Source organism: Dyadobacter sp. (assembly GCF_017744695.1).
Lineage (GTDB): Bacteria > Bacteroidota > Bacteroidia > Cytophagales > Spirosomataceae > Dyadobacter.
Genome location: NZ_JAGIAS010000001.1, coordinates 603,266 through 622,700, shown reverse-complemented (window position 1 = coordinate 622,700; position 19,435 = coordinate 603,266). Strand labels below are relative to the sequence as shown.

General features: G+C 51.5%; 16 protein-coding genes. 8 read left to right on the top strand and 8 right to left on the bottom strand.

Going from position 1 to position 19,435, the window contains the following annotated elements:
- The first annotated feature begins 163 nt into the window (after positions 1–163).
- Positions 164–1,396: a multidrug effflux MFS transporter gene (locus J7619_RS02375; RefSeq protein WP_291193526.1), complete on the top strand. Its 1,233-nt coding sequence runs from the start codon at positions 164–166 to the stop codon at positions 1,394–1,396.
- Here J7619_RS02375 and J7619_RS02370 read toward each other — a convergent pair.
- Genes J7619_RS02370 through J7619_RS02360 form a run of 3 tightly spaced genes read right to left on the bottom strand, consistent with a single transcriptional unit; the run spans position 1,393 to position 3,852 of the window.
- Entirely contained in the window at positions 1,393–2,334 is a 942-nt protein-coding gene (locus J7619_RS02370) for a nucleoside hydrolase (RefSeq protein WP_291193524.1), read from the bottom strand. The genes J7619_RS02375 and J7619_RS02370 overlap by 4 nt on opposite strands.
- Positions 2,327–3,241 carry a ribokinase gene (gene rbsK, locus J7619_RS02365; RefSeq protein ID WP_291193522.1) on the bottom strand — a complete coding sequence of 305 codons (915 nt, stop codon included), beginning with the start codon at positions 3,239–3,241 and terminating at the stop codon, positions 2,327–2,329. The genes J7619_RS02370 and rbsK overlap by 8 nt, the downstream gene beginning before the upstream one ends.
- Positions 3,238–3,852 carry a class I SAM-dependent methyltransferase gene (locus J7619_RS02360; protein WP_291193521.1) on the bottom strand — a complete coding sequence of 205 codons (615 nt, stop codon included), beginning with the start codon at positions 3,850–3,852 and terminating at the stop codon, positions 3,238–3,240. Before J7619_RS02360 ends, rbsK begins: the two co-directional genes overlap by 4 nt.
- 308 nt (positions 3,853–4,160) lie before the next feature.
- Between J7619_RS02360 and J7619_RS02355 the strand changes: the two genes are divergently transcribed.
- The 4 genes from J7619_RS02355 to J7619_RS02340 all read left to right on the top strand — a co-directional run bounded on the left by J7619_RS02355 (position 4,161) and on the right by J7619_RS02340 (position 10,484).
- Complete coding sequence (locus tag J7619_RS02355; RefSeq protein WP_291193520.1) at positions 4,161–5,390, top strand: T9SS type A sorting domain-containing protein; 1,230 nt, start codon at positions 4,161–4,163, stop codon at positions 5,388–5,390.
- A 41-nt stretch (positions 5,391–5,431) separates the two neighbouring features.
- Positions 5,432–7,063 carry a DUF1800 family protein gene (locus tag J7619_RS02350; RefSeq protein ID WP_291193519.1) on the top strand — a complete coding sequence of 544 codons (1,632 nt, stop codon included), beginning with the start codon at positions 5,432–5,434 and terminating at the stop codon, positions 7,061–7,063.
- Positions 7,064–7,074: 11 nt separating this feature from the next.
- Positions 7,075–8,607 carry a DUF1501 domain-containing protein gene (locus tag J7619_RS02345; protein WP_291193517.1) on the top strand — a complete coding sequence of 511 codons (1,533 nt, stop codon included), beginning with the start codon at positions 7,075–7,077 and terminating at the stop codon, positions 8,605–8,607.
- 98 nt (positions 8,608–8,705) lie between these two features.
- Entirely contained in the window at positions 8,706–10,484 is a 1,779-nt protein-coding gene (locus tag J7619_RS02340; protein ID WP_291193515.1) for a DUF885 family protein, read from the top strand.
- 49 nt (positions 10,485–10,533) lie between these two features.
- On the opposite strand, the gene J7619_RS02335 is transcribed toward J7619_RS02340, so the two are convergent.
- Positions 10,534–11,181 carry a hypothetical protein gene (locus tag J7619_RS02335; protein ID WP_291193513.1) on the bottom strand — a complete coding sequence of 216 codons (648 nt, stop codon included), beginning with the start codon at positions 11,179–11,181 and terminating at the stop codon, positions 10,534–10,536.
- Between the two features lie 146 nt (positions 11,182–11,327).
- Here J7619_RS02335 and J7619_RS02330 point away from each other — a divergent pair, with 146 nt between their 5' ends.
- Positions 11,328–13,646 (top strand): PSD1 and planctomycete cytochrome C domain-containing protein, encoded by a 2,319-nt coding sequence (locus J7619_RS02330; protein WP_291196447.1) that lies wholly within the window; start codon positions 11,328–11,330, stop codon positions 13,644–13,646.
- On the opposite strand, the gene J7619_RS02325 is transcribed toward J7619_RS02330, so the two are convergent.
- Positions 13,633–13,857: a hypothetical protein gene (locus tag J7619_RS02325; protein WP_291193511.1), complete on the bottom strand. Its 225-nt coding sequence runs from the start codon at positions 13,855–13,857 to the stop codon at positions 13,633–13,635. The genes J7619_RS02330 and J7619_RS02325 overlap by 14 nt on opposite strands.
- On the opposite strand from J7619_RS02325, the gene J7619_RS02320 reads away from it, so the two are divergent.
- Both J7619_RS02320 and J7619_RS02315 read left to right on the top strand, forming a co-directional pair.
- A complete protein-coding gene (locus J7619_RS02320; protein WP_291193509.1) occupies positions 13,841–15,295 on the top strand; it encodes a DUF1501 domain-containing protein in 1,455 nt (484 codons plus the stop codon). The genes J7619_RS02325 and J7619_RS02320 overlap by 17 nt on opposite strands.
- Positions 15,296–15,341: 46 nt before the next feature.
- Positions 15,342–17,516 (top strand): c-type cytochrome domain-containing protein, encoded by a 2,175-nt coding sequence (locus J7619_RS02315; protein ID WP_291193507.1) that lies wholly within the window; start codon positions 15,342–15,344, stop codon positions 17,514–17,516.
- Here J7619_RS02315 and J7619_RS02310 read toward each other — a convergent pair whose 3' ends face one another.
- From J7619_RS02310 to J7619_RS02300, 3 genes are all read right to left on the bottom strand, one after another.
- Entirely contained in the window at positions 17,517–18,695 is a 1,179-nt protein-coding gene (locus tag J7619_RS02310; protein WP_291193505.1) for an AGE family epimerase/isomerase, read from the bottom strand. It lies immediately after the preceding gene.
- A gap of 64 nt (positions 18,696–18,759) precedes the next feature.
- Complete coding sequence (locus J7619_RS02305; RefSeq protein ID WP_291193503.1) at positions 18,760–19,194, bottom strand: type II toxin-antitoxin system VapC family toxin; 435 nt, start codon at positions 19,192–19,194, stop codon at positions 18,760–18,762.
- Positions 19,194–19,433: a hypothetical protein gene (locus J7619_RS02300; protein ID WP_291193501.1), complete on the bottom strand. Its 240-nt coding sequence runs from the start codon at positions 19,431–19,433 to the stop codon at positions 19,194–19,196. The genes J7619_RS02305 and J7619_RS02300 overlap by 1 nt, the downstream gene beginning before the upstream one ends.
- Positions 19,434–19,435: the final 2 nt, after the last annotated feature.

The window sequence follows — 19,435 nt, the reverse complement described above, 5'->3', positions numbered from 1 at the left end:
AGTTAGGATTGTGATATTAAATATATACAAAATACGGACCAAGGAGAATATGAGTTGCGTTGGCCTTTTTGTTGCAGATTGATGAAATTCTTGCACTTATCAAAACACAGGAACTTAATGTGCTTACCTGCCCGTTAACTTTACATTGAGTGAATGTAAGTCCATGAGCCGTAAGCAATATTTCTTTATTATCCTGATCCTCGGATCGCTGGCGACCGTCAGTCCTTTTTCCATCGACATGTACCTGCCGGGCTTTCCCAGGATTGCGTCGGACCTGCAAACCACTATCGACAAAGTACAACTTTCGCTAACGAGCTATCTCATCGGTATTTGTATCGGACAGGTGCTTTACGGCCCGCTGCTCGACCGCTTCGGTCGTAAGAAGCCGCTTTATGCCGGGCTGATATTGTACGTGATCGCTTCGTTCGGTTGTGCGATGACTTCATCCGTGGATGCGTTGATCACGATGCGTTTCTTCCAGGCCATGGGAGGGTGCGTGGGCCTCGTAGCTTCACAGGCGCTCGTGAGCGACCTTTTTCCTGCTGATAAGCGTGCAGAAGTTTTCTCGCTGATTACGCTGGTAATTGCAGTTTCACCCATGATAGCACCCACCGTGGGCGGCTATGTGACGGCTTCTATCGCCTGGTACTGGATTTTCGTGATCCTCGCGGGCATTGTCAGCCTTATTATTACGGCTATTTACTTCTTCCTGCCTACCGGACGTAGCGCAGATGCTACGGTTTCACTGCGCCCGGAAGCGGTGTTGGGAGGGTATATGACCGTTATTTCGCAGCCCCAGTTTTTGATTTACACCCTCGCAGGAGGCTTGGCAACAGCCGCGCCATTTGCCTATATTTCGGGCTCTTCGGATGTGTTTATGAACATCTACAAAGTCTCCGAGCAGCAATATGGCTGGATTTTTGCATTCCTGGCCGTCGCCATGATCGGTTCCACCCAATTAAACCACTTTCTACTTAAAAAATACACCAGCGAGCAGATCATCCGCTTCACGCTCATTTATCAGAGTATTGTCGGGCTGTTCCTGATAGTCGGCGTCTATAACAACTGGTTCGGGCTCTTTTCACTGATCGGGACGATGTTCGTCTTCCTGACGGGACAGGGACTTACCGGCCCTAATGCTTCGGCGCTTTCGCTCGCTCCTTTCCGCAAGCATACAGGCAGCGCGTCGGCACTCATGGGTAGCTGGCGTATGGGTGCAGGGGCCGTCATTTCGGCCATCGTGAGCTTCCTGCATAACAATACCGCCATGCCGATGGTCGGCATGATGGCTTTCTGCGCATTCGGGGGCCTGGTTATCCTTCACGCGGGTAACGTGGTGGTACGTCACCGTGCCGCGCGCCGGGATGTCGAGGACGAGGTTTCGGTACTACTTTAAGGCAACACTTTGATCGCGTTGAAAAGTAAATCCATAAACGCGTCACGGTCGATATCGTAGGCTACTGTCGCGTTGGGTTCCATTTGCAGGGTATTGTAAAAATCCACCACCGTTGCGCCACGGGTAAGTTCGCCTTTTGTTTCTACATCGACGTAGCAGGATTTGGTTTTAAAAATGCCCGGATTGATCAGCCACGCAATGGCACAAGGATCATGCAGGGCGGCACCGCCGTTGAGCTCCACACGATTTTCACGGTAAAAAATGGAAAAGAAATCCATCAGGTCGGCAGCTGCTTTGCCGGACTGGTTTCCTAATGCCCGTAAAAGTTCGATATCCTTCTGAAAAACAAGCGCTTTGTGGGTTACATCGAGCCCGCACATGGTGATAGGAACGCCGGCCCTGAATACAATAGCGGCTGCTTCCGGATCGGCGTAAATGTTGAATTCGGCAAGGGGCGTCATATTGCCCCGGAATATCCCGCCACCCATCAGCGAAATGCGTTCGATTTTACTTTTGAGATGCGGATAAGCGAGCAGGAACGTCGCGATGTTGGTCAGCGGGCCGGTAGGCACAATGGTAACGGGCGTTTCCGACGCGGCGAGTATCGCGGCTATCCCTTCCACGGCGCTTATGGGCTGAGCTTGCATCACCGGCGCAGGCAGGGAGGGACCGTCGAGGCCGGTTTCGCCGTGCACGTAATCCGCAATGACGAGCTCTCTGAACAGGGGCTTGTCGGCACCGTGGTAGACCGGAATATCCGTGGCTCCGATGAGCGTCAATACCTTCAGGGCGTTCTGCAGCGTTTTTGCCTGCGTCTGGTTACCGGCCGAAATCGTCACGGCCTTGATATCGAAATGTCCGCTTCCGTGCGCGAGCATGAGCATCAGCGCATCGTCGTGGCCGGGGTCGCAATCTATGATAACGGGGATTTTAGTCATGATTAAAAAAGGTATCTAGTTCATGTTGATATGGGGCCGAGCTTTGCGCACCCATACGCGTAACCGAGATGGCGGCCGCGCGGCATGCGAAGCGACTGGCTTGTTCAAGTGTTGCACCATCGGCAAGCGCTTTCAGCAATGCACCATTGAAAACATCCCCGGCAGCCGTTGAGTCCACCGCTTCCACAACCGGCGTCGGAATGATACCGGTGAAGCCGTCGCCGGCTAGGTAAATGCCTTTGCTGCCGAGCGTAATAATGACATTCTGCACGCCCTGTTCAAACAGATGTTGTGCTGCCTTTTGAAGTGCTTCTTCGCTTTCTACTGCAATGCCTGTGATGAGTTCGGTTTCGGTTTCATTAGGCGTGATCAGGTACAGGCCTTTGAGAAACGCTGGGCCGAGCTGCATGGCGGGGGCGGGGTTAAGAATAGCGCGGATTTGCTTTTCAGCACATTTCGCCAATGCCCAGCTGACCGTTTCTGCCGGAATTTCGAGTTGGAGAAGGGCTAATGCCACATGGTCAAAAGCGTCATCGGCAATGTCCGTGGGATGCAGGTCCATATTCGCGCCCGAGGCGACTACAATTTCGTTCTGCCCTTGCGCATTGACGGTAATCAGCGCAACGCCCGAAGCCAACCCCGCCGACTCGGTCATGAATCGGGTATCAATGCCCTCCTTTTCAAAACCTTCAAGTGCCTGCTTCCCGAAAATATCATTTCCTGTTTTGGCCACAAAACGCACATCGGCGCCGAGCCTCGCTGCCGCCACGGCCTGGTTTGCGCCTTTCCCCCCCGGGTTCATCAGAAATGTTCCACCCAGCACGGTTTCGCCGGGCTTAGGAAAATGTTCCGTTTTGACCACCATATCGGTGTTGGAACTTCCGATAATCAGCACGCTCTGTCTCATTTTCGTTTCGCAATTGTTTTTGTGTCGACCAGAATACCCAGTCCGTAATGATGAGGATAATTGAACAGTTGCTGCCCGGTGGCTTTTGCAATGTCCTTTACGGCTTTACGGACCTCCGGGAAGCTTTCCGTATCGTGGAAAACAACGCACTCGCTATGCCGCGCTGCCCATAACCCGCATTCGAAGGTCTCTTTGTAGTTGTGTACAATGTCGACGTGTGCAAAGTTATAGCGTTGGTTGTCGCGCACAATCCAATCGCGGTAGTCGGACTTTACCAGGTGGATATTGCCGTACGGTTTCAGCCTTTCGCGGGTCTGTTGAAAGTGTTCCAGTTTGTTAGCCGTGTGCATATCGCCTTCAAACGTATCTACTCCGGTAACGCGTTCGAAAAAATTGGAGAAAACCACTGCCGAATAGCCGAACTCGACGCCGAATTCAATGCATTTTTCCCTCCCTATCCCGAAGCGGGTAATAATGTCTCCGATGATCATTTCAAGGCCCTTCCAGGCGGATACGGCGTCGAGCAGCTTCTCTGGTTTGGTGAGGTTGGCCGGTTTGTAGGGCCGGATATCTTCCAGGAAGTTCTCGCGTATGTAAGTTCTCAATCCCATGGCTTATCAGAATGTTGTCCTGCGCAAATTAATGTCCCCTCATTTCTATTCATAGTGTGGAATGAAATAAAACTAAACGAATAGTTTCTAGCCATGTCTAAATTTCTTAGCGTACTTGTAGAAGAATTTTAAATTTTTTTTGGGGAGAAAAAAGTGCTTTTGTAGTACGCCTGAGGGCTATTTGCCTGATAATTAATGTGCTTTTGTTTGATTCTAAGTAATTTGTAGTATTAATTTGCATGATTTTGTACCACATTATGTGACGGATTTATTTTATATTTGATGTAGAATTGGATAACCTTATAACTATGCCTCGAATTTGTTCTATAATTCTATCTGTGTTGTTTTTCTGGGGAGGTAGTCGGAGTGTGAGCGCGCAAGACAACAGTGCGATCTTCACCAAGAGAGATTCGCCCATTGGTATTGTAAGTTTCGGAGCGGCAGTCACTTCGGGTGTGCTGGGTGACGGCAAGTTTATCGATGGCTACATCAAAAAATCGGGCTCTGAACCATTCATTTTTCCGGTAGGCGATAATGGCGCATTGCGTCCATTCTCGGTCGGCTCCGATCAGGCGGTTGGGGCGTATTACGGCGTCAACCCGGCGGTGGCCATTACAAGCAATCCTGCCGGCGGCGACTACGGCGTGTTACCGGAAGGAGGCCCGTTTAATACCAGTACAATGGGAGACGGGCTGGCCGCTATCAGCACCAGCGAATACTGGGATATCAATGGCACTTCGCCAACCCGCATTACCCTTTCGTGGAATAGTAACAGCGCGGTGAATGCGCTGGTGACCAACCGGGGCCTTTCCAAGCTGACGATTGCCGGATGGGACGGTACCAAATGGGTGAACCTGACCTCTACCGTCGACGCGACTTCACTTTTCGGGCAGCCCAGTACGGAATCGTCCGGGTCGCTGACGACGATGGTCGATATTGTTCCCAACACTTATAATGTATATACACTTGCTGCATTGCGTGACGGGGCGTTGCCGGTTGTGCTGGTGAGTTTTACGGCGGTTGCCCGTGAGCACACAAGCCATCTCGAATGGGCCACGTCCGAGGAGGTCAATAGCAGCCATTTCGATGTCGAACGCAGCGATGATGCGAAATCCTGGCGGCAGATAGGCAGTGTGGCAGCACGCGGGGATGGCATCACAACGCCTTTGGAGCCGTCGCGATATGAGTTCACTGACAAGAATCCTCTGGGCGGCAACAATTTTTACCGGCTTAAAATGGTGGACCGCGGGGATGAAAAGTTTGCTTATAGCCGCATTGTCAAAGTGGCTATGGATGGCCAGCCCGACTGGGCCGTTTATCCTAATCCGGTCGCCGAAAAATTGTTCTTTTCTTCAAATATCAGGCAAAACCTGGCCTCCGCGCGGCTTACGGATGCGGGCGGCAGGACGGTGTACGCGTCGCGCGAAGTGTCGGGCGACGGCATTGATGTAAGCCGGATGCCTGCCGGCCTTTACCTGCTGAAATTCTCCTTTACCGATGGGTTGTCAAAATCATATAAGGTGCTGATCAACAGATGATCATGTGCTCAACCGGACGGAAAATACTAATTCAATGACATATGGCTTATCTTGATCCCTATACAGTACCCCTAACGGCCAACAAGGCGGCCCATCTGCTCAGAAGAGCAACTATGGGCCCCACACGCTCGGAGATTGCCGCATTTACCGGCCTGAACCCGGGTACGGCCGTTGACCAGCTATTTGCGAACGTCAGTTACACTGCGTCACCGCCCCCGCCGATCGATCTTACACCCACCAGCCCTAATTACCAGCAGCCTCTGATGAGCTATCCGTTCATTTCAGCCAAAAGCGGGGAGCATAGCGTGCATTTGCGCTATTGGTGGGTTGGGCTCATGATGCTTCAGAACGGCAAGCCGTCGGTATTGGAAAAGCTGACCGCTTTCTGGCAAAACCATTTTGTGGTTTCGCAAAACGTGATGGCCGATTACCGTTACATGTACCGTTACCTTAAATTCCTACGCGATAATAGCCTCGGGAATTTCAAGACGATGGCTATCGGGATCACAAAAGACCCGGCTATGCTCATTTTCCAGAACGGGGCCGGTAACAATAAAGACCAGCCTAACGAGAACTACGCCAGGGAATTGCAGGAGCTTTTTACCGTAGGGCAGCAAGACTATTACGGTAATCCGAACTACACTGAAGAAGATGTGAAGGCAGCGTCGAAAGTGCTGACTGGCTGGTGGGTTACCAACTACTATGTGAACGGAACGACCGATTTTACCTCGGAGTTCCACAGGAACTACCACGATACGTCCAACAAAACGTTTTCGGCGAAATACGGCGGCATCACCATTCAGGGCCGCAGCGACGACACTGCCGGCGACGTGGAGATGAATGAGCTGATAGACATGCTGCTTCGGCATCCCGAGACGCCAAAGCACATTTGCCGTAAGCTTTACCGCTGGTATGTGAACCAGAATGTGACACAGGACATCGAAAACAATGTGATTGTTCCGCTGGCGGCATTCTTCGCGAGCCCGGAGAATAATTATAATATCAAGCCGGTGCTCGAAAAGCTGCTCAAAAGCGAGATATTTTTCAGCGACCAGAACGTTGGCGCGATCATCAAATCGCCAATGGAATACCTGCTGGGTATGGGGCGCTATTTCGAGTTGCCTTGCCCGGACATGATGACGGACACCGCGGCGTATGTCAACTACATCCGTTTTTTCCTTTGGGGAATGGGCGGTATGAACCTCGAAATTCTCAACCAGCCGTTGGTGTTCGGCTATCCTCCCTATTACCAGGTGGGTTACTCCAAAAACTGGATCAATGGTTCGACAATCACAGCGCGCAGAGGGAATAGCGACACGATCATCTTCCCAAGCCTGGTTGTGAAGACGGGTTATACTTTGGGGATCGATTTCCTTGCCTGGATCCAGAAGATCCAGCCCAATTTTTCCGACACGAGCACCCCGGCCATCACCCCGGATGAAGTGTTGGCCGCATTCTCCAAAAACCTTTTTGCGATCGACCTCTCGGATGCACAGAAAACCTACCTCATCGATGTGGTTTTTATGAACAACCTGCCGCGGATCGAATGGCGCTACGAGCTGAACGGCTACCGCTCCAATCCGACGAGTACCACCGCTGCCAATGCCGTTAAAAACAGATGTTCCAACCTGATGCGGTATATGATCAGGATGGCTGAGTATGAGGTGTTTTAATTAGAAATTGTATGAAAAGAAGAGACTTCCTGGCATCAGCCTCAGCCATGACGTTACCTGTAATGGTAAACGGATTTGGCATAACCAGCCTCAGTAACCGCTCATCCCTGGTGCAATCGCTTATGGGGACGGCCGCCGCGGCTACCGACCGCATTCTGGTGATCATTTACCTGAACGGGGGAAACGATGGGCTCAACACAGTCATCCCGCTTCAATATTATTCCAAATACCAGAGCATTCGACCCAACATCGCTATTCCGCAAAATAAAGTACTCACGTTGTCGGGTATGGCGGAGGCGGGGTTACACCCGTCAATGACCGGCATGCGCGACATGTATAACCAGGGCCGGCTCGCGATTGTCAATTCGGTTTCCTATCCGAACCCCAACCAGTCGCACCACCGGTCGTCGGATATCTGGATGACCGCCACGGATGCCAATCAGTATGCCAACAGCGGATGGGCGGGTCGTTATCTCGACAACCGCTTTCCGGGTTATCCTCAGAACTACCCGAACGATACCATGAAGGACCCGCTGGCTTTGCAGATCGGTGTACTTAACTCGACGAGCCTGCTGGGGCCGCAGAACCCGATGAATATCTCGGTGGAAAACGTCAATAACTTTTATGCCTTGCTGAACGGGGGCCAGGGATTGGCTTCCAATGATTTGCCCTGCTGCGAGGCCGGGGAGATGATCAAGCACGTGCGACAGCAGCAGATCCTTTCTACCGGGTATTCAGGGCAGATCAAGCGGGCTTACGATGCCGGTAGAACGATGGCGACATATCCTACGGCGAGCACCGCCACCGAGCTTTCAGAGCAGCTCAAAATTGTGGCGAAACTGATCCACGGAGGTTTGCAATCGAAGATTTATTTTGTGGAGCTAGGTGGATTTGACACACACGGCGATCAGGTCACAGCGAGCGATACTACGTTGGGAACCCACGCCAATCTGCTCAAAAGGCTGTCCGACGCAGTGTCGTCATTCCAGAACGACCTGGTGCTTCAGGGTACTGCCGACAGGGTTGTGGGTATGACCTTCTCGGATTTCGGGCGACGTGCCAATTCCAATGCGTCGAGGGGTACCGACCACGGCGTGGCGGCGCCAATGTTTGTGTTTGGAACAGGTATCAAGCGCCAAATGGTAGGCGTTGTGCCGGACCTGAACAACGATCTCGAGCCTCCAACCACCACGCCGACCAATGATAATCAGGAAGTCAAAATGCAGGTCGATTTCCGGCGGATCTATTCCGATATCCTGCGGGATTGGTTCGGTGCCCAAAGTAACGTTACCGACTCACTGCTGTTCAGGAACTTCAAGACCACGTCTCTTTTCTCGAATGTGATCGAAACAACTGCCTCGGGCGCGTGGCTCGACCGCTCGATATGGTCAGCCGGGCGGCCGCCGGGCGTAGGCGACTACGTGCGCGTGAACCCCGGCCACGTGGTGGCGGTCGGTCAGAATATCACTGTCCGGAACATCGAAGTGGAAGGAGGCGGAGAGCTGAATATCCTCGGAAATTATACGATTAACACCACAGGGTAAGCAAGAAACTTGCCTGTCGTCTTGTTGAAAGTGCCGGAGAACGTTGATTTCTTCCGGCACTTTTTGTTTACTTTACGCTGTTCCAAACGATATCATTCATGAAAAAACTGGTTTATTACGCGTTTGTCGCCACGGTTCTGCTGATGCAGGCCTGTCAGAAAAAATCAGAAAAAGCAGAAGGTACCATGCCGCCGATTAGTGAAGTATTTGCCCGCTATTATGAAGAAAGGCTTCCGCTCTATCCGCTGGAAGCGACCATGAACGGTGATAACCGTTACAACGACAAGATGTCGGACGACCTCTCGCAGGCAGGGAAATCCCGTATGACGGCATTTTACAGGAAGTATCAGGATGAGCTCGCCAAATACGACCGCGGGAAGCTGACACCGGAGGAAAAAGTAAGCTGGGACCTGATCGAATGGGAATGCGGCATTAATCTGGAAGGCTTAAAGTATCCGGTAGAGCTGATGCCGATCAACCAGATTTTCTCAACGCACCTGATGATCGGGCAAATGGCGAGCGGCAGTAGCTTGCAGCCTTTTAAGACAGTGAAAGATTATGACAACTGGCTGAAACGCGTAGACGGTTTCGTCGTGTGGTGCGATACGGCTGTGGTGAACATGCGTAACGGGATCAAACTGGGCTATGTTTTGCCGGCACCGCTGATCAAGAAGGTGATCCCGCAGTTGGCGGATATGGATCATGGTCCGGTGAAGGACCATCTCTTTTATTCGCCGGTCAAAAATTTCCCGAAAGATTTTTCCGAAGAAGACAAGGCCAGGCTTGAAAAGGAATATGCTGCGATGGTCGAATCGAAAGTCATTCCGACCTTCCAGAAAATGCATGTTTTCATGGAAAAGGAGTATCTCCCGGCCGGGCGGATGACCGATGGGTTCGCGGCGCTTCCGAATGGCAAGGCTTTGTATAATTACTATATTAAATACTATACCACCACGGACCTGACAGCAGAAGAGATCCATCAGACCGGATTGAAGGAGGTAGCGCGCATTTCAGCCGAAATGGAGAAGGTGAAGGCGCAGGTGGGTTATCAGGGCGATCTCAAATCGTTCTTCAACGCGGTGAGGAATAACAAGAAACTCATGCCGTTTACGAAAGCCGAACAGGTTATCGCGCATTTTAACGAGATTCACGAGCGGATGAAGCCGAACCTGACGAAGCTTTTTGAACTAACCCCCAAAACACCCTTCGAAGTGCGCAGGACGGAGGCATTTCGGGAAGCATCGGCTTCTGCCGAATACAATCCGGGACTGCCAGATGGCTCGCGGCCGGGGATTTTCTATGTGCCCGTGCCGGACGCCAAAGCGTACAATATTGTTTCGGATGAAAGCCTTTTCCTGCATGAAGCTATTCCGGGGCACCATTATCAGATTTCGTTGCAACAGGAGAACTCCGCGCTGCCCGAGTTTCGGAAAAACCTTTGGTACAGTGCCTATGGCGAAGGCTGGGCGTTGTACACCGAGTCGCTGGGCAAGGAGCTGGGGCTTTATACCGACCCTTATCAGTATTTTGGTATGCTGAGCGCCGAAATGCACCGTGCGATCCGCCTCGTGGTGGATACCGGCCTGCATTCGAAAGGCTGGACGCGCGACCAGGCGATTAAATATTCGCTGGATCACGAAGCCGAATCGGAGGAGAGCATTACCGCGGAAGTGGAGCGCTATATGGCAGGTGCCGGGCAGGCATTGTCGTACAAGATCGGTCAGCTGAAAATCCGCGAACTGCGTTCGAAAGCGGAAAAGGAAATGGGCGCGAAATTCGATATCCGCGCATTTCACAAGCTCGTGCTGGAATCGGGGTGTGTGCCGCTCAAACTGTTGGAAGAGAAGGCGAATGCCTGGATCCTTGCAGCTAAATAACCTATTTTAAGGGGCAATGCCGGTCACGGCGTTGCCCTTTCATGTATTGTCACTTTTTCCCTTTTCGAACGACCACGTTCGTTACCTTGCACTCTTCGAGCACGTCGGGGTTGTGTGAACAAATGAACAGGCCCACCAATACCTTGTTTCCGAAGTTGGCCATCTCGTGAGTACCAATTAGTTGAAGCGGTTTGCCTTTTGCTGCGCCGTGCATCATGTAGGTGTTACCTTGCCGACTTACCTCGATGGTTTGAATAGATTTCTCCTTACTGAAAATCTCGTCTTCCGGGTCGCGCATTTTATCCCCTTTCCTGACCCGCCACTGCAATACAGTGAGCCCGTCGCCATGAATGACGGCGCTCAGATGCGAGGCATTGTCGTCCGTCGATTCCCGCACCATCCATCCCACTTTCCGATGTGCATCTTGCCCTTTTCCGACGAATTCAAAGTCGGCGGAAACTGTAAAATCTCCTTCCATTTCACGAAACAGGTATTGGAATTCGTCGCGCTCAAACCAGATATTATAGCCACCGCCTTTCATGGTGTAGGTTTTGGTGGAATGGTCGTAAGTGGAGGAACCTGCCAATTTTGGGTTACCAATGTCCTTTCCTGTCTCGAATAGGCCGATTTTGGAGGGAGCGAAACTTGCCAACGCAATAGTTGTCAGTAGAATAGCTAAAAAAGTTCTTTGCTTCATTGGAGAAAATAAATGGAATAGGAACAGTATAGAACAGGATAGTTGCTAGTTCTTAATTGGCATTATTGCTTCAATAAATGTACATTTTTTTAGTTAAGTATATATACTAACAAAAAAGTGTGACTGATGAACCTGAACCCAAGATGATGTATTTAAGGACCAGTTTTTTGCTGCTGACCGGGGCGGTGGTCACTGCTTTGAGCTTCCAGTCTTGTAATCAAAACCCTGGAAGCCCTGCCGAGGAGAAACTGCCCGAGCAGGTAAGTTACAACTTCGATATCAGGCCCATTCTTTCCGACAAATGCCTGGCTTGTCATGGCCCCGATGCCAACAAGCGGGAAGCCGGTCTTCGCCTGGATGACCCTGTGAGCGCATTCGCCGCATTGAAGGATAATCCCAAAGCGCACGCGCTGGTGGCAGGCAAGCCCGATCATTCCGCCGTTTACCTGCGCATTACCACGGAGGATACGACCCTCCGGATGCCGCCACCCGCCTCTAACCTCAAACTATCCCAGCGGGAAATCGACCTGATCGGCAAGTGGATCAGGCAAGGTGCGAAGTATGAAAAGCACTGGGCATTTGTGGCGCCGAAAAAACCGAAAGTGCCGGAAGTTGATCACAAGGATTGGGCTAAAAACGACATTGACTATTTTATCCTCGAAAAACAGGAGCAGAAAGGATTCGAACCCAGTGCCGAAGCCGATAAAGAGCGTTTGCTCAAACGCCTGAGCCTCGACCTGAACGGACTGCCGCCGAGCTTGCAACTGATGGACGAATTCCTGGCCGATAACAGCCCGAATGCCTATGAGAAAGTCGTTGACAAGCTGCTGGCCAACCCGACCTACGGGGAAAAAATGGCGATCCACTGGCTCGACCTGGCCCGCTATGCCGACTCACACGGCTACCAGGACGACGGCTACCGCACCCAATGGCCATGGCGCGACTGGGTAATCCACGCATTCAACAAGAACATGCATTATAATGATTTTGTGACGTGGCAGCTGGCCGGCGATCTGCTTCCCAATTCTACCAAGGAGCAACTCCTGGCCACGGGCTTCAACCGCAACCACAAGATCACCGAAGAAGGCGGGGTAATACCCGAGGAATACCGCATTATGTACGTTACCGACCGAAACGACTTGTTTGGTAAAGGTTTGCTCGGTGTTACACTCGAATGCGCGCATTGCCACGACCACAAATACGACCCGTTCTCGCAAAAGGAATACTACCAGATGTTTGCATTCTTTAACAACGTGAACGAAGTCGGCATCGAATCGGTGATTGGCGGGCCGGAGACATATGCGAAGAAGCCGCTGATGGAAATCAGTAACGAGGAGGCCAAGAATATCCTGACGTTCATTAACAAGCCTGATACCAACCGGCTGATCGTGTCGGTGATGGGGGACCTGGACACGCTACGCAAAACTTATGTCCTTAAACGCGGGGCGTACGATGCGCCGGGCGAGGAAGTGCAGGCTGGTACCCCGAATGCGATCCTTCCATTTGACAAAAAATATCCGAAAAACCGGCTGGGGCTTTCGCAATGGCTATTCGATAAGCGTAACCCGCTGACAGCGAGGGTGTATGTGAATATCCTCTGGCAGGAGTTCTTTGGAAAAGGTATTGTCAAAACGTCCGGTGACTTCGGTATGCAAGGCGAGCTGCCGACCCATCCCAAACTGCTCGACTGGCTGGCCGTGGATTTCATGGAGCATAACTGGGATATCAAACGGTTTGTGAAGCAAATGGTGATGTCCGCTACTTACCGGCAATCGGCCGTGGTAACGAAAGAGCACCTGGCGCACGACCCGGATAATGTGTACCTCGCACGCGGCCCGCGCTACCGCATTCACGCGGAGTTTGTGAAAGACCTCGTACTCGCGAGTAGCGGGTTGCTCAACCGTACCATTGGTGGACCGAGCGTGAAGCCTTACCAGCCTGCGGGTTTGTGGGAAGGTGCTACTTCGGGACGCGGTCTGCTGTCGGTATACAACCAGGACCACGGGGCAAGTCTCTACCGGCGCGGCATGTACACGCTCATCAAGCGTACCGTGCCCCCGCCTACGATGGCGATCTTCGATGCCAGCAACCGTGACTTATGCGAGGTAAGGCGACTGAAAACCAATACGCCGTTACAGGCATTGGTGATGATGAACGACCCTACCGTGCTGGAAGCCTCGCGCGTGCTCGCCGGCAAGCTGTTGCAGGAAAAAACCAGTACGGAAGAGAAGATCACGAAAGCATTCAGGCAGATCGTTTGCCGGAAGCCCAGCCAGAAAGAGCTGGAAGTGCTTATGGGCTATTATGCGAAGGAACTGAAAGAGATTCAGCCCAAAACAGCCGAAAAAATGGTGTCGGTAGGGGAGTATCCGCTCATCAAAAACGTAGATAGAAAAGCGCAGGCTTCATTAATGCGGGTTATTTCGACAATCTACAACCTGGAAGAGACGATTACGAAATCATGATGGCTGTCGGCAATCGGCTGTCGGCAATCGGTTGATTGTAAATAGCATAGCTAAAAAAAGCCGACTGCCGAAAGCCGAAGTTTATTCCCAAAAAGCCGACTGCCGACTGCCGAAAGCCGAAGTTTAATCCCAAAAAGCCGACGGCTGATTGCCGAAAGCCGAAGTTTAATCCAAGAAAGCCGAAGTCTATAAAGATGGAAAAGGAAATCATTGAACACGGATTCAGTTTCAACAGGAGGCGCTTCCTATCCACGATGAGCCTCGGGATCGGGAGCGTGGCGCTGGGCTCATTGCTCATGCCCGATTTGTTGAAAGGCGGAGGACTGGAAGAGGAGGGACTCGCGCCGGGTATCCCGCATTTCGCGCCCAAGGCCAAGCGGGTAATCTATTTATTCCAAAACGGCGCGCCTTCGCAGCAGGAGCTTTTTGACTATAAACCGAAGCTGCGCGAAATGTTCGGACAGGAAATACCGCCTTCCGTACGAGGTACGCAGCGGCTTACCGGCATGACCGCCAATCAGGCGTCGTTTCCGCTTGTTGGATCCTTTGTGGATTTCAAACAATATGGTCAGTCGCAGGCTTGGGTGAGCAATCTTATGCCTTATACTTCCAAAATCGTGGACGACCTGTGCTTTGTGCGCTCGATGTATACCGAGGCGATCAACCACGATCCGGCATTGACATTCCTGCAAACAGGCTCGCAACAGGGCAACCGGCCCAGTATGGGTTCCTGGCTGAGCTATGGGCTTGGAAATGAGAATAAAAACCTCCCGAATTTCACAGTATTGCTGTCACGCGGTGTGGGCAACGGGCAAGGCGTGTATTCCAAGCTATGGTCTAATGGCTTCCTCGACTCGGTGCATCAGGGCGTGCAGTTCAGCAAGGGGGAGGACCCGGTGCTTTACCTGCGCGATCCGGAAGGAATGGACCGCAAGGAGCGCCGCGACATGCTCGACAAGCTCTCCCAGTTGAATGAATTGTCGTATCAGGAATTCGGCGACCCCGAGATTACGGCGAAGATCAAACAATACGAAATGGCCTACCGCATGCAAACGGCGGTGCCTGAGGTAATGGATCTGTCCAAAGAATCGGATGATATTATCAAGTTGTACGGTCCTGAATGCCTCGTACCGGGTACGTACGCGGCCAACTGCCTGCTCGCGCGCAAGTTGTCGGAAAATGGTGTGCGGTTTGTGCAGCTCTATCACCAGGGCTGGGACCAGCACGGTAACCTTCCTTATGAAATTACCAAACAGGCCATGGACGTCGATCAGGCATCGGCCGCATTGGTGACCGATTTGAAACAGAGAGGATTACTGGACGAAACGCTGGTTATCTGGGGTGGGGAGTTCGGCCGTACCAGTTATACCCAGGGCAAACTCACACCGGAAAACTACGGCCGTGATCACCATCCGCGCTGCTTCACGATCTGGATGGCCGGCGGCGGTATCAAGCCGGGTATTGTGTACGGAGAAACCGACGAGCTTGGCTATAACATTGCCAAAGACCCCGTCCACGTGCACGATTTTCAGGCGACGATCCTGCATCAGCTGGGCCTCAACCACGAAAAGCTGATATTCAAGCACCTGGGACGCCGCTACCGCCTTACCGACGTTTCGGGCAAGGTGGTCCGCGATATTATCAGCTGATTTTTTGAGAGTTGTTATCATTGGTCAATTTTTTGGTGGATTATAAATGCATTTGAAACTCAGGGTTTTCGCGGAACAGTTACTCGTTGCTTCCAATATTTTCATACTGTTTTTACTGCTCTTCGAAAGCAAACTCGTGATCCCGGCGTGGCTGCAAACGATCGGCCGCATGCACCCGCTCATTCTGCATTTCCCGATCGTGATCCTGCTGCTGGCAATGCTGCTCGAATTCTTCCGTTTCAAACCGGAATATGCGGGCAATGCGTTTTACCGCAACTTCTTGCAGGGCTTGTTGCTGATCGGAGCACTTTTCGCGGCGGTGACGGTGATAATGGGCCTGTTTTTGTCCAGGGAAGAAGGGTATGAAGGTGCCACTCTGACCTACCACAAATGGACCGGCGCGGGAATCTTCTTTTTTGCATCCATCATCTATTGGGTAAGGAACGCCCGCTGGTACAAATCGGTGACGGCAAAGGCCGGTGCACTGCTGACCGTGGTGGCGCTGGTGCTGACAGGACATTACGGTGCTGCGCTCACGCATGGCAGCAACTTCATTTGGGAGCCTATTTCAAATAAAAAGGAAATCGCGGAAGTGCCATTGGAGCAGGCGGTTGTTTATACCAATGTAATCCGGCCTATTCTCGAACAAAAGTGTACGAGCTGCCACAATCCTGATAAGCTCAAAGGAGAGTTGATCCTGACCGATCCGCAGTCGATCATGAAAGGAGGGAAGTCGGGCAAACTGCTGGTACCGGGCAACCCGCAAATGAGCCTTTTGCTGCAACGCGTCCACTTGCCGATGGAGGAGAAAAAACACATGCCGCCAACGGGCAAGGCGCAGCTTACCTTGCAGGAAATTTCGCTGCTCACATTATGGGTTAAACAAAAAGCGGATTTCAAAAAGAAACTGACCGATTTGCCTGCTTCCGACTCGCTGCGCATGCTCGCGACCGCGTTCCTTCAACCGCATACGCAGGAGGAAGAATTCGATTTCCCGGCTGCCGATGAAGACAAAGTGAAGGCGCTTAATACCGACTACCGGACGATATTGCCTCTCGCGCGCGAGTCCCCGGCATTAGCGGTGAACATTTACAATGCCGCAGCATATCATGTAAACCAGTTGGATGAATTGGGCGATATCCGTAAACAGGTTATTTCGTTGAACCTGAATAAAATGCCGGTCAAAGATGCTGACCTGAAAAGCGTTGCGAAGTTTGAAAACCTCCGCAAGCTCGACCTCAACTTTACGGACGTCAGTGCAGCGGGTTTAAAGGAGCTTTCAGGATTGAAACATTTGCAAAACCTCACATTATCCGGCACAAAGCTCGGTTTGAATGATCTGAAAGGATTGTTGCCCCAGCTGAAAAGTGTGAAGACGGTCGCCGTGTGGGATACAAAATTGTCGGCTGCCGATGTGCAGCAATTGCAGCAGGCCAACAAGGGAATGAACATTATCGGAGGGTTCAAAGACGACGGGAAGAACCCGTTGAAGCTCAATCCGCCGCAAATGAGGAATGCTTCGCCGATTTTCGCACAGAGCCTGGTCGTGGACATCCAGCATCCGATCAAGGGTGTAGATGTGCGCTACACCATGGACGGTTCCGAGCCGGATAGTATCAAATCGCCATTGCTCGACCATAAAACGGTGATCAACAGCAACACAACCATCCGCGCCAAAGCTTACAAAAATGGCTGGTATGGCAGCGACATGATCACTTTCGATTATTACAAAAGCGCCTATCAGCCCGATAGCGGCACATTACTCGCGCCACTGAACCGCGTGCATCAGGCCGAGGGAGTGAAGACATTCTTTGATCATAAACTGGGTGTTATCGGTGCCAATAACCCGGCCTGGGCCAACAATTGGGCGGGGGTAAGGGACAATGACATGGCTTTTGTGTCGGAATTCAAAAAGCCCGTGACGCTCTCGTCGCTTGGCGTACGCTACATGGTAGAAGAAGATACGGGTATTTTTCCGCCTGAACTGGTCGAAATATGGGGTGGTACCACGCGAGAGAATATGAAGTTGCTTACCAAATTCAAAGCGCCGATGCCAGTGAAAGGGGAGCGGGCGTCGCTGCGCAGCGTGGCGGGGTCGTTCAAGCCGCAGCAGGTTTCTTACATTAAAATAGTAGCCAAACCGCTCAGCAAAATTCCTGCCTGGCATCGTAACAAAGACAAACGTGCATTGCTGCTCGTGGACGAAATGTTCCTGAACTAATCAGGCTTTCCCGAGCCTGCGCCACATTTCCGCGCAGGCGCGGGCATTGTGGTAGGGGCATTTCCAAAAGTTGATCTTGTCGCCCTTCACCGGGGTACCGTCCTCTTTGACAGTCCCAAACCATTCGCCCCTTTCGTGGTCGACAAATTCGTTGACAATGTAATCCCAGCTCTTTTCGGCCTTGGTTTTAAATTGAGGATCTTTCGTGAGCTGGTAAGCATTATAAAAACCGACCAATTGTTCCGCCGCAACCCACCAGCTGCGGTCGGTTTGGGTATGCTTCGTTTCGGGATCGTATTCGTAGTTCATTGCCCCATCTGGCCCGAGTCCTTTTGAAGCCGCGGTCGCCATGGCGATGGATTTCTTTTTCATCCGGGCGATGAGCTGCTCGTCGTGCAATATTTCCGCCGTTTCAAAAAGGAGCCAGGACGCCTCGATATCGTGCCCAAACGAAACGATATGATCCTTCGCTTTCCATTGTTCATCGAAAAACAACTGCATGGTTTCTGTTTTCGGGTTCACAATGCGGGTGATGATCGCGTCGAGCATTCCGGCTGTTTGCTTTTTGAGTTTTGCGTCCGGCCACACGCTGTACAGGTTGGTATAGGCTTCTACCAAATGCAAATGCGTGTTCATGCTCTTGTTCCATGGGCTTTTACTCAGGATGTAATCATCGGTTGCCGACCAGTCGCGCGCGAATGCTTCGCGGTAACCACCGTTGATGGGATCGAACGCATGTTTTTCAATCACTTCAAAAAGTGACTGTGCTTTTTCCAGTGCCGGCTTGAAATGCGTGACGCGGTAGTATTCAGCCAGGCCGTACATCGCGAAAGCATTGCCGTAGATTTGTTTTTTCGTTTCGAGCGGCGAGCCATCCGCATTTACCGACCAATACACGCCGCCATGTTCGGTATCAAAGAAGCTTTTGACCAGTTGCTGATAAGCCCGGTCGGCCAGGGTAAGGTATTTAGCCTCTTTCAGTAAGCGGTGTGCGAGCGAGAAAGTCCACAAAAGTCTTCCCGTAAGCACCACCGACCGCGCCGAATCCTTCACCGGCTGATTGTCGTAATTAACCCTTCCATAAAACCCGCCTTTCTCCGGGTCCGGCCCATATTTTTCCCAATAATCGAGAATCGCAACAAATTCTTTCTTAAATGCTTCGGGCGTAAATGCGGCCATGGTTCCGGGATGTTTTTTAGGGAAAAAGCAACCTCCGGTTGGTTCATACTTGCTGGATGATTTGTTACTCCATTTTTGTTTGTAACTCCTCTTTAACAAGCAAAGATTCAAGCAATTTGTCGGAGGTGACAAAGAGATCTGCACGATTTTTCAATGCAATGGCTGTGGCGGGCTGAATGCTATCAAGCGAGCGAAGCCCTTCAAGTCCATACCTGTTCAGCAAGCCGCAGGCATTTTGAACGATATGATCATTCAAAGGAATGAAAGTAAATCGGGCGGCGTCTTCCTCAAACAGAACAGCCATTTGTTCGACTATTTCCGTGCTCAGTTCACCCTGTCTTCGCTTTTTCCACAACGCTGACAAAAACTCGACGCGTGTCAGTTCGGAAAGGAAAATGGACGAGATGGAGTTTTGGATAATGATGTTTTTGAAGGACTCGCTGTCCTTTTCTTCATGATAAAGTTTTATCAGTGAAGAAGTATCGAGGAACAGACGCATTACGCATTTCGTCTTTCGGAAACTAGTTCTTCGGACAGCGAGCCTTTGAGGTCTTTTAATAGTTTCCGGCTTCTGTCAAAAGAGAAATCGCTCCATTGTAGCTTTTTCTGACTTGTTTTAGCCGGGGCATTCAGATCTATTTCAGGGAAGGTGACAACTACCTTTGACGGGCTGTCAACACCAGGGTTCGAATCCAGGCGGATTCTACCGTTTTGATATGTTCCTTTAATTTCAAGCATAG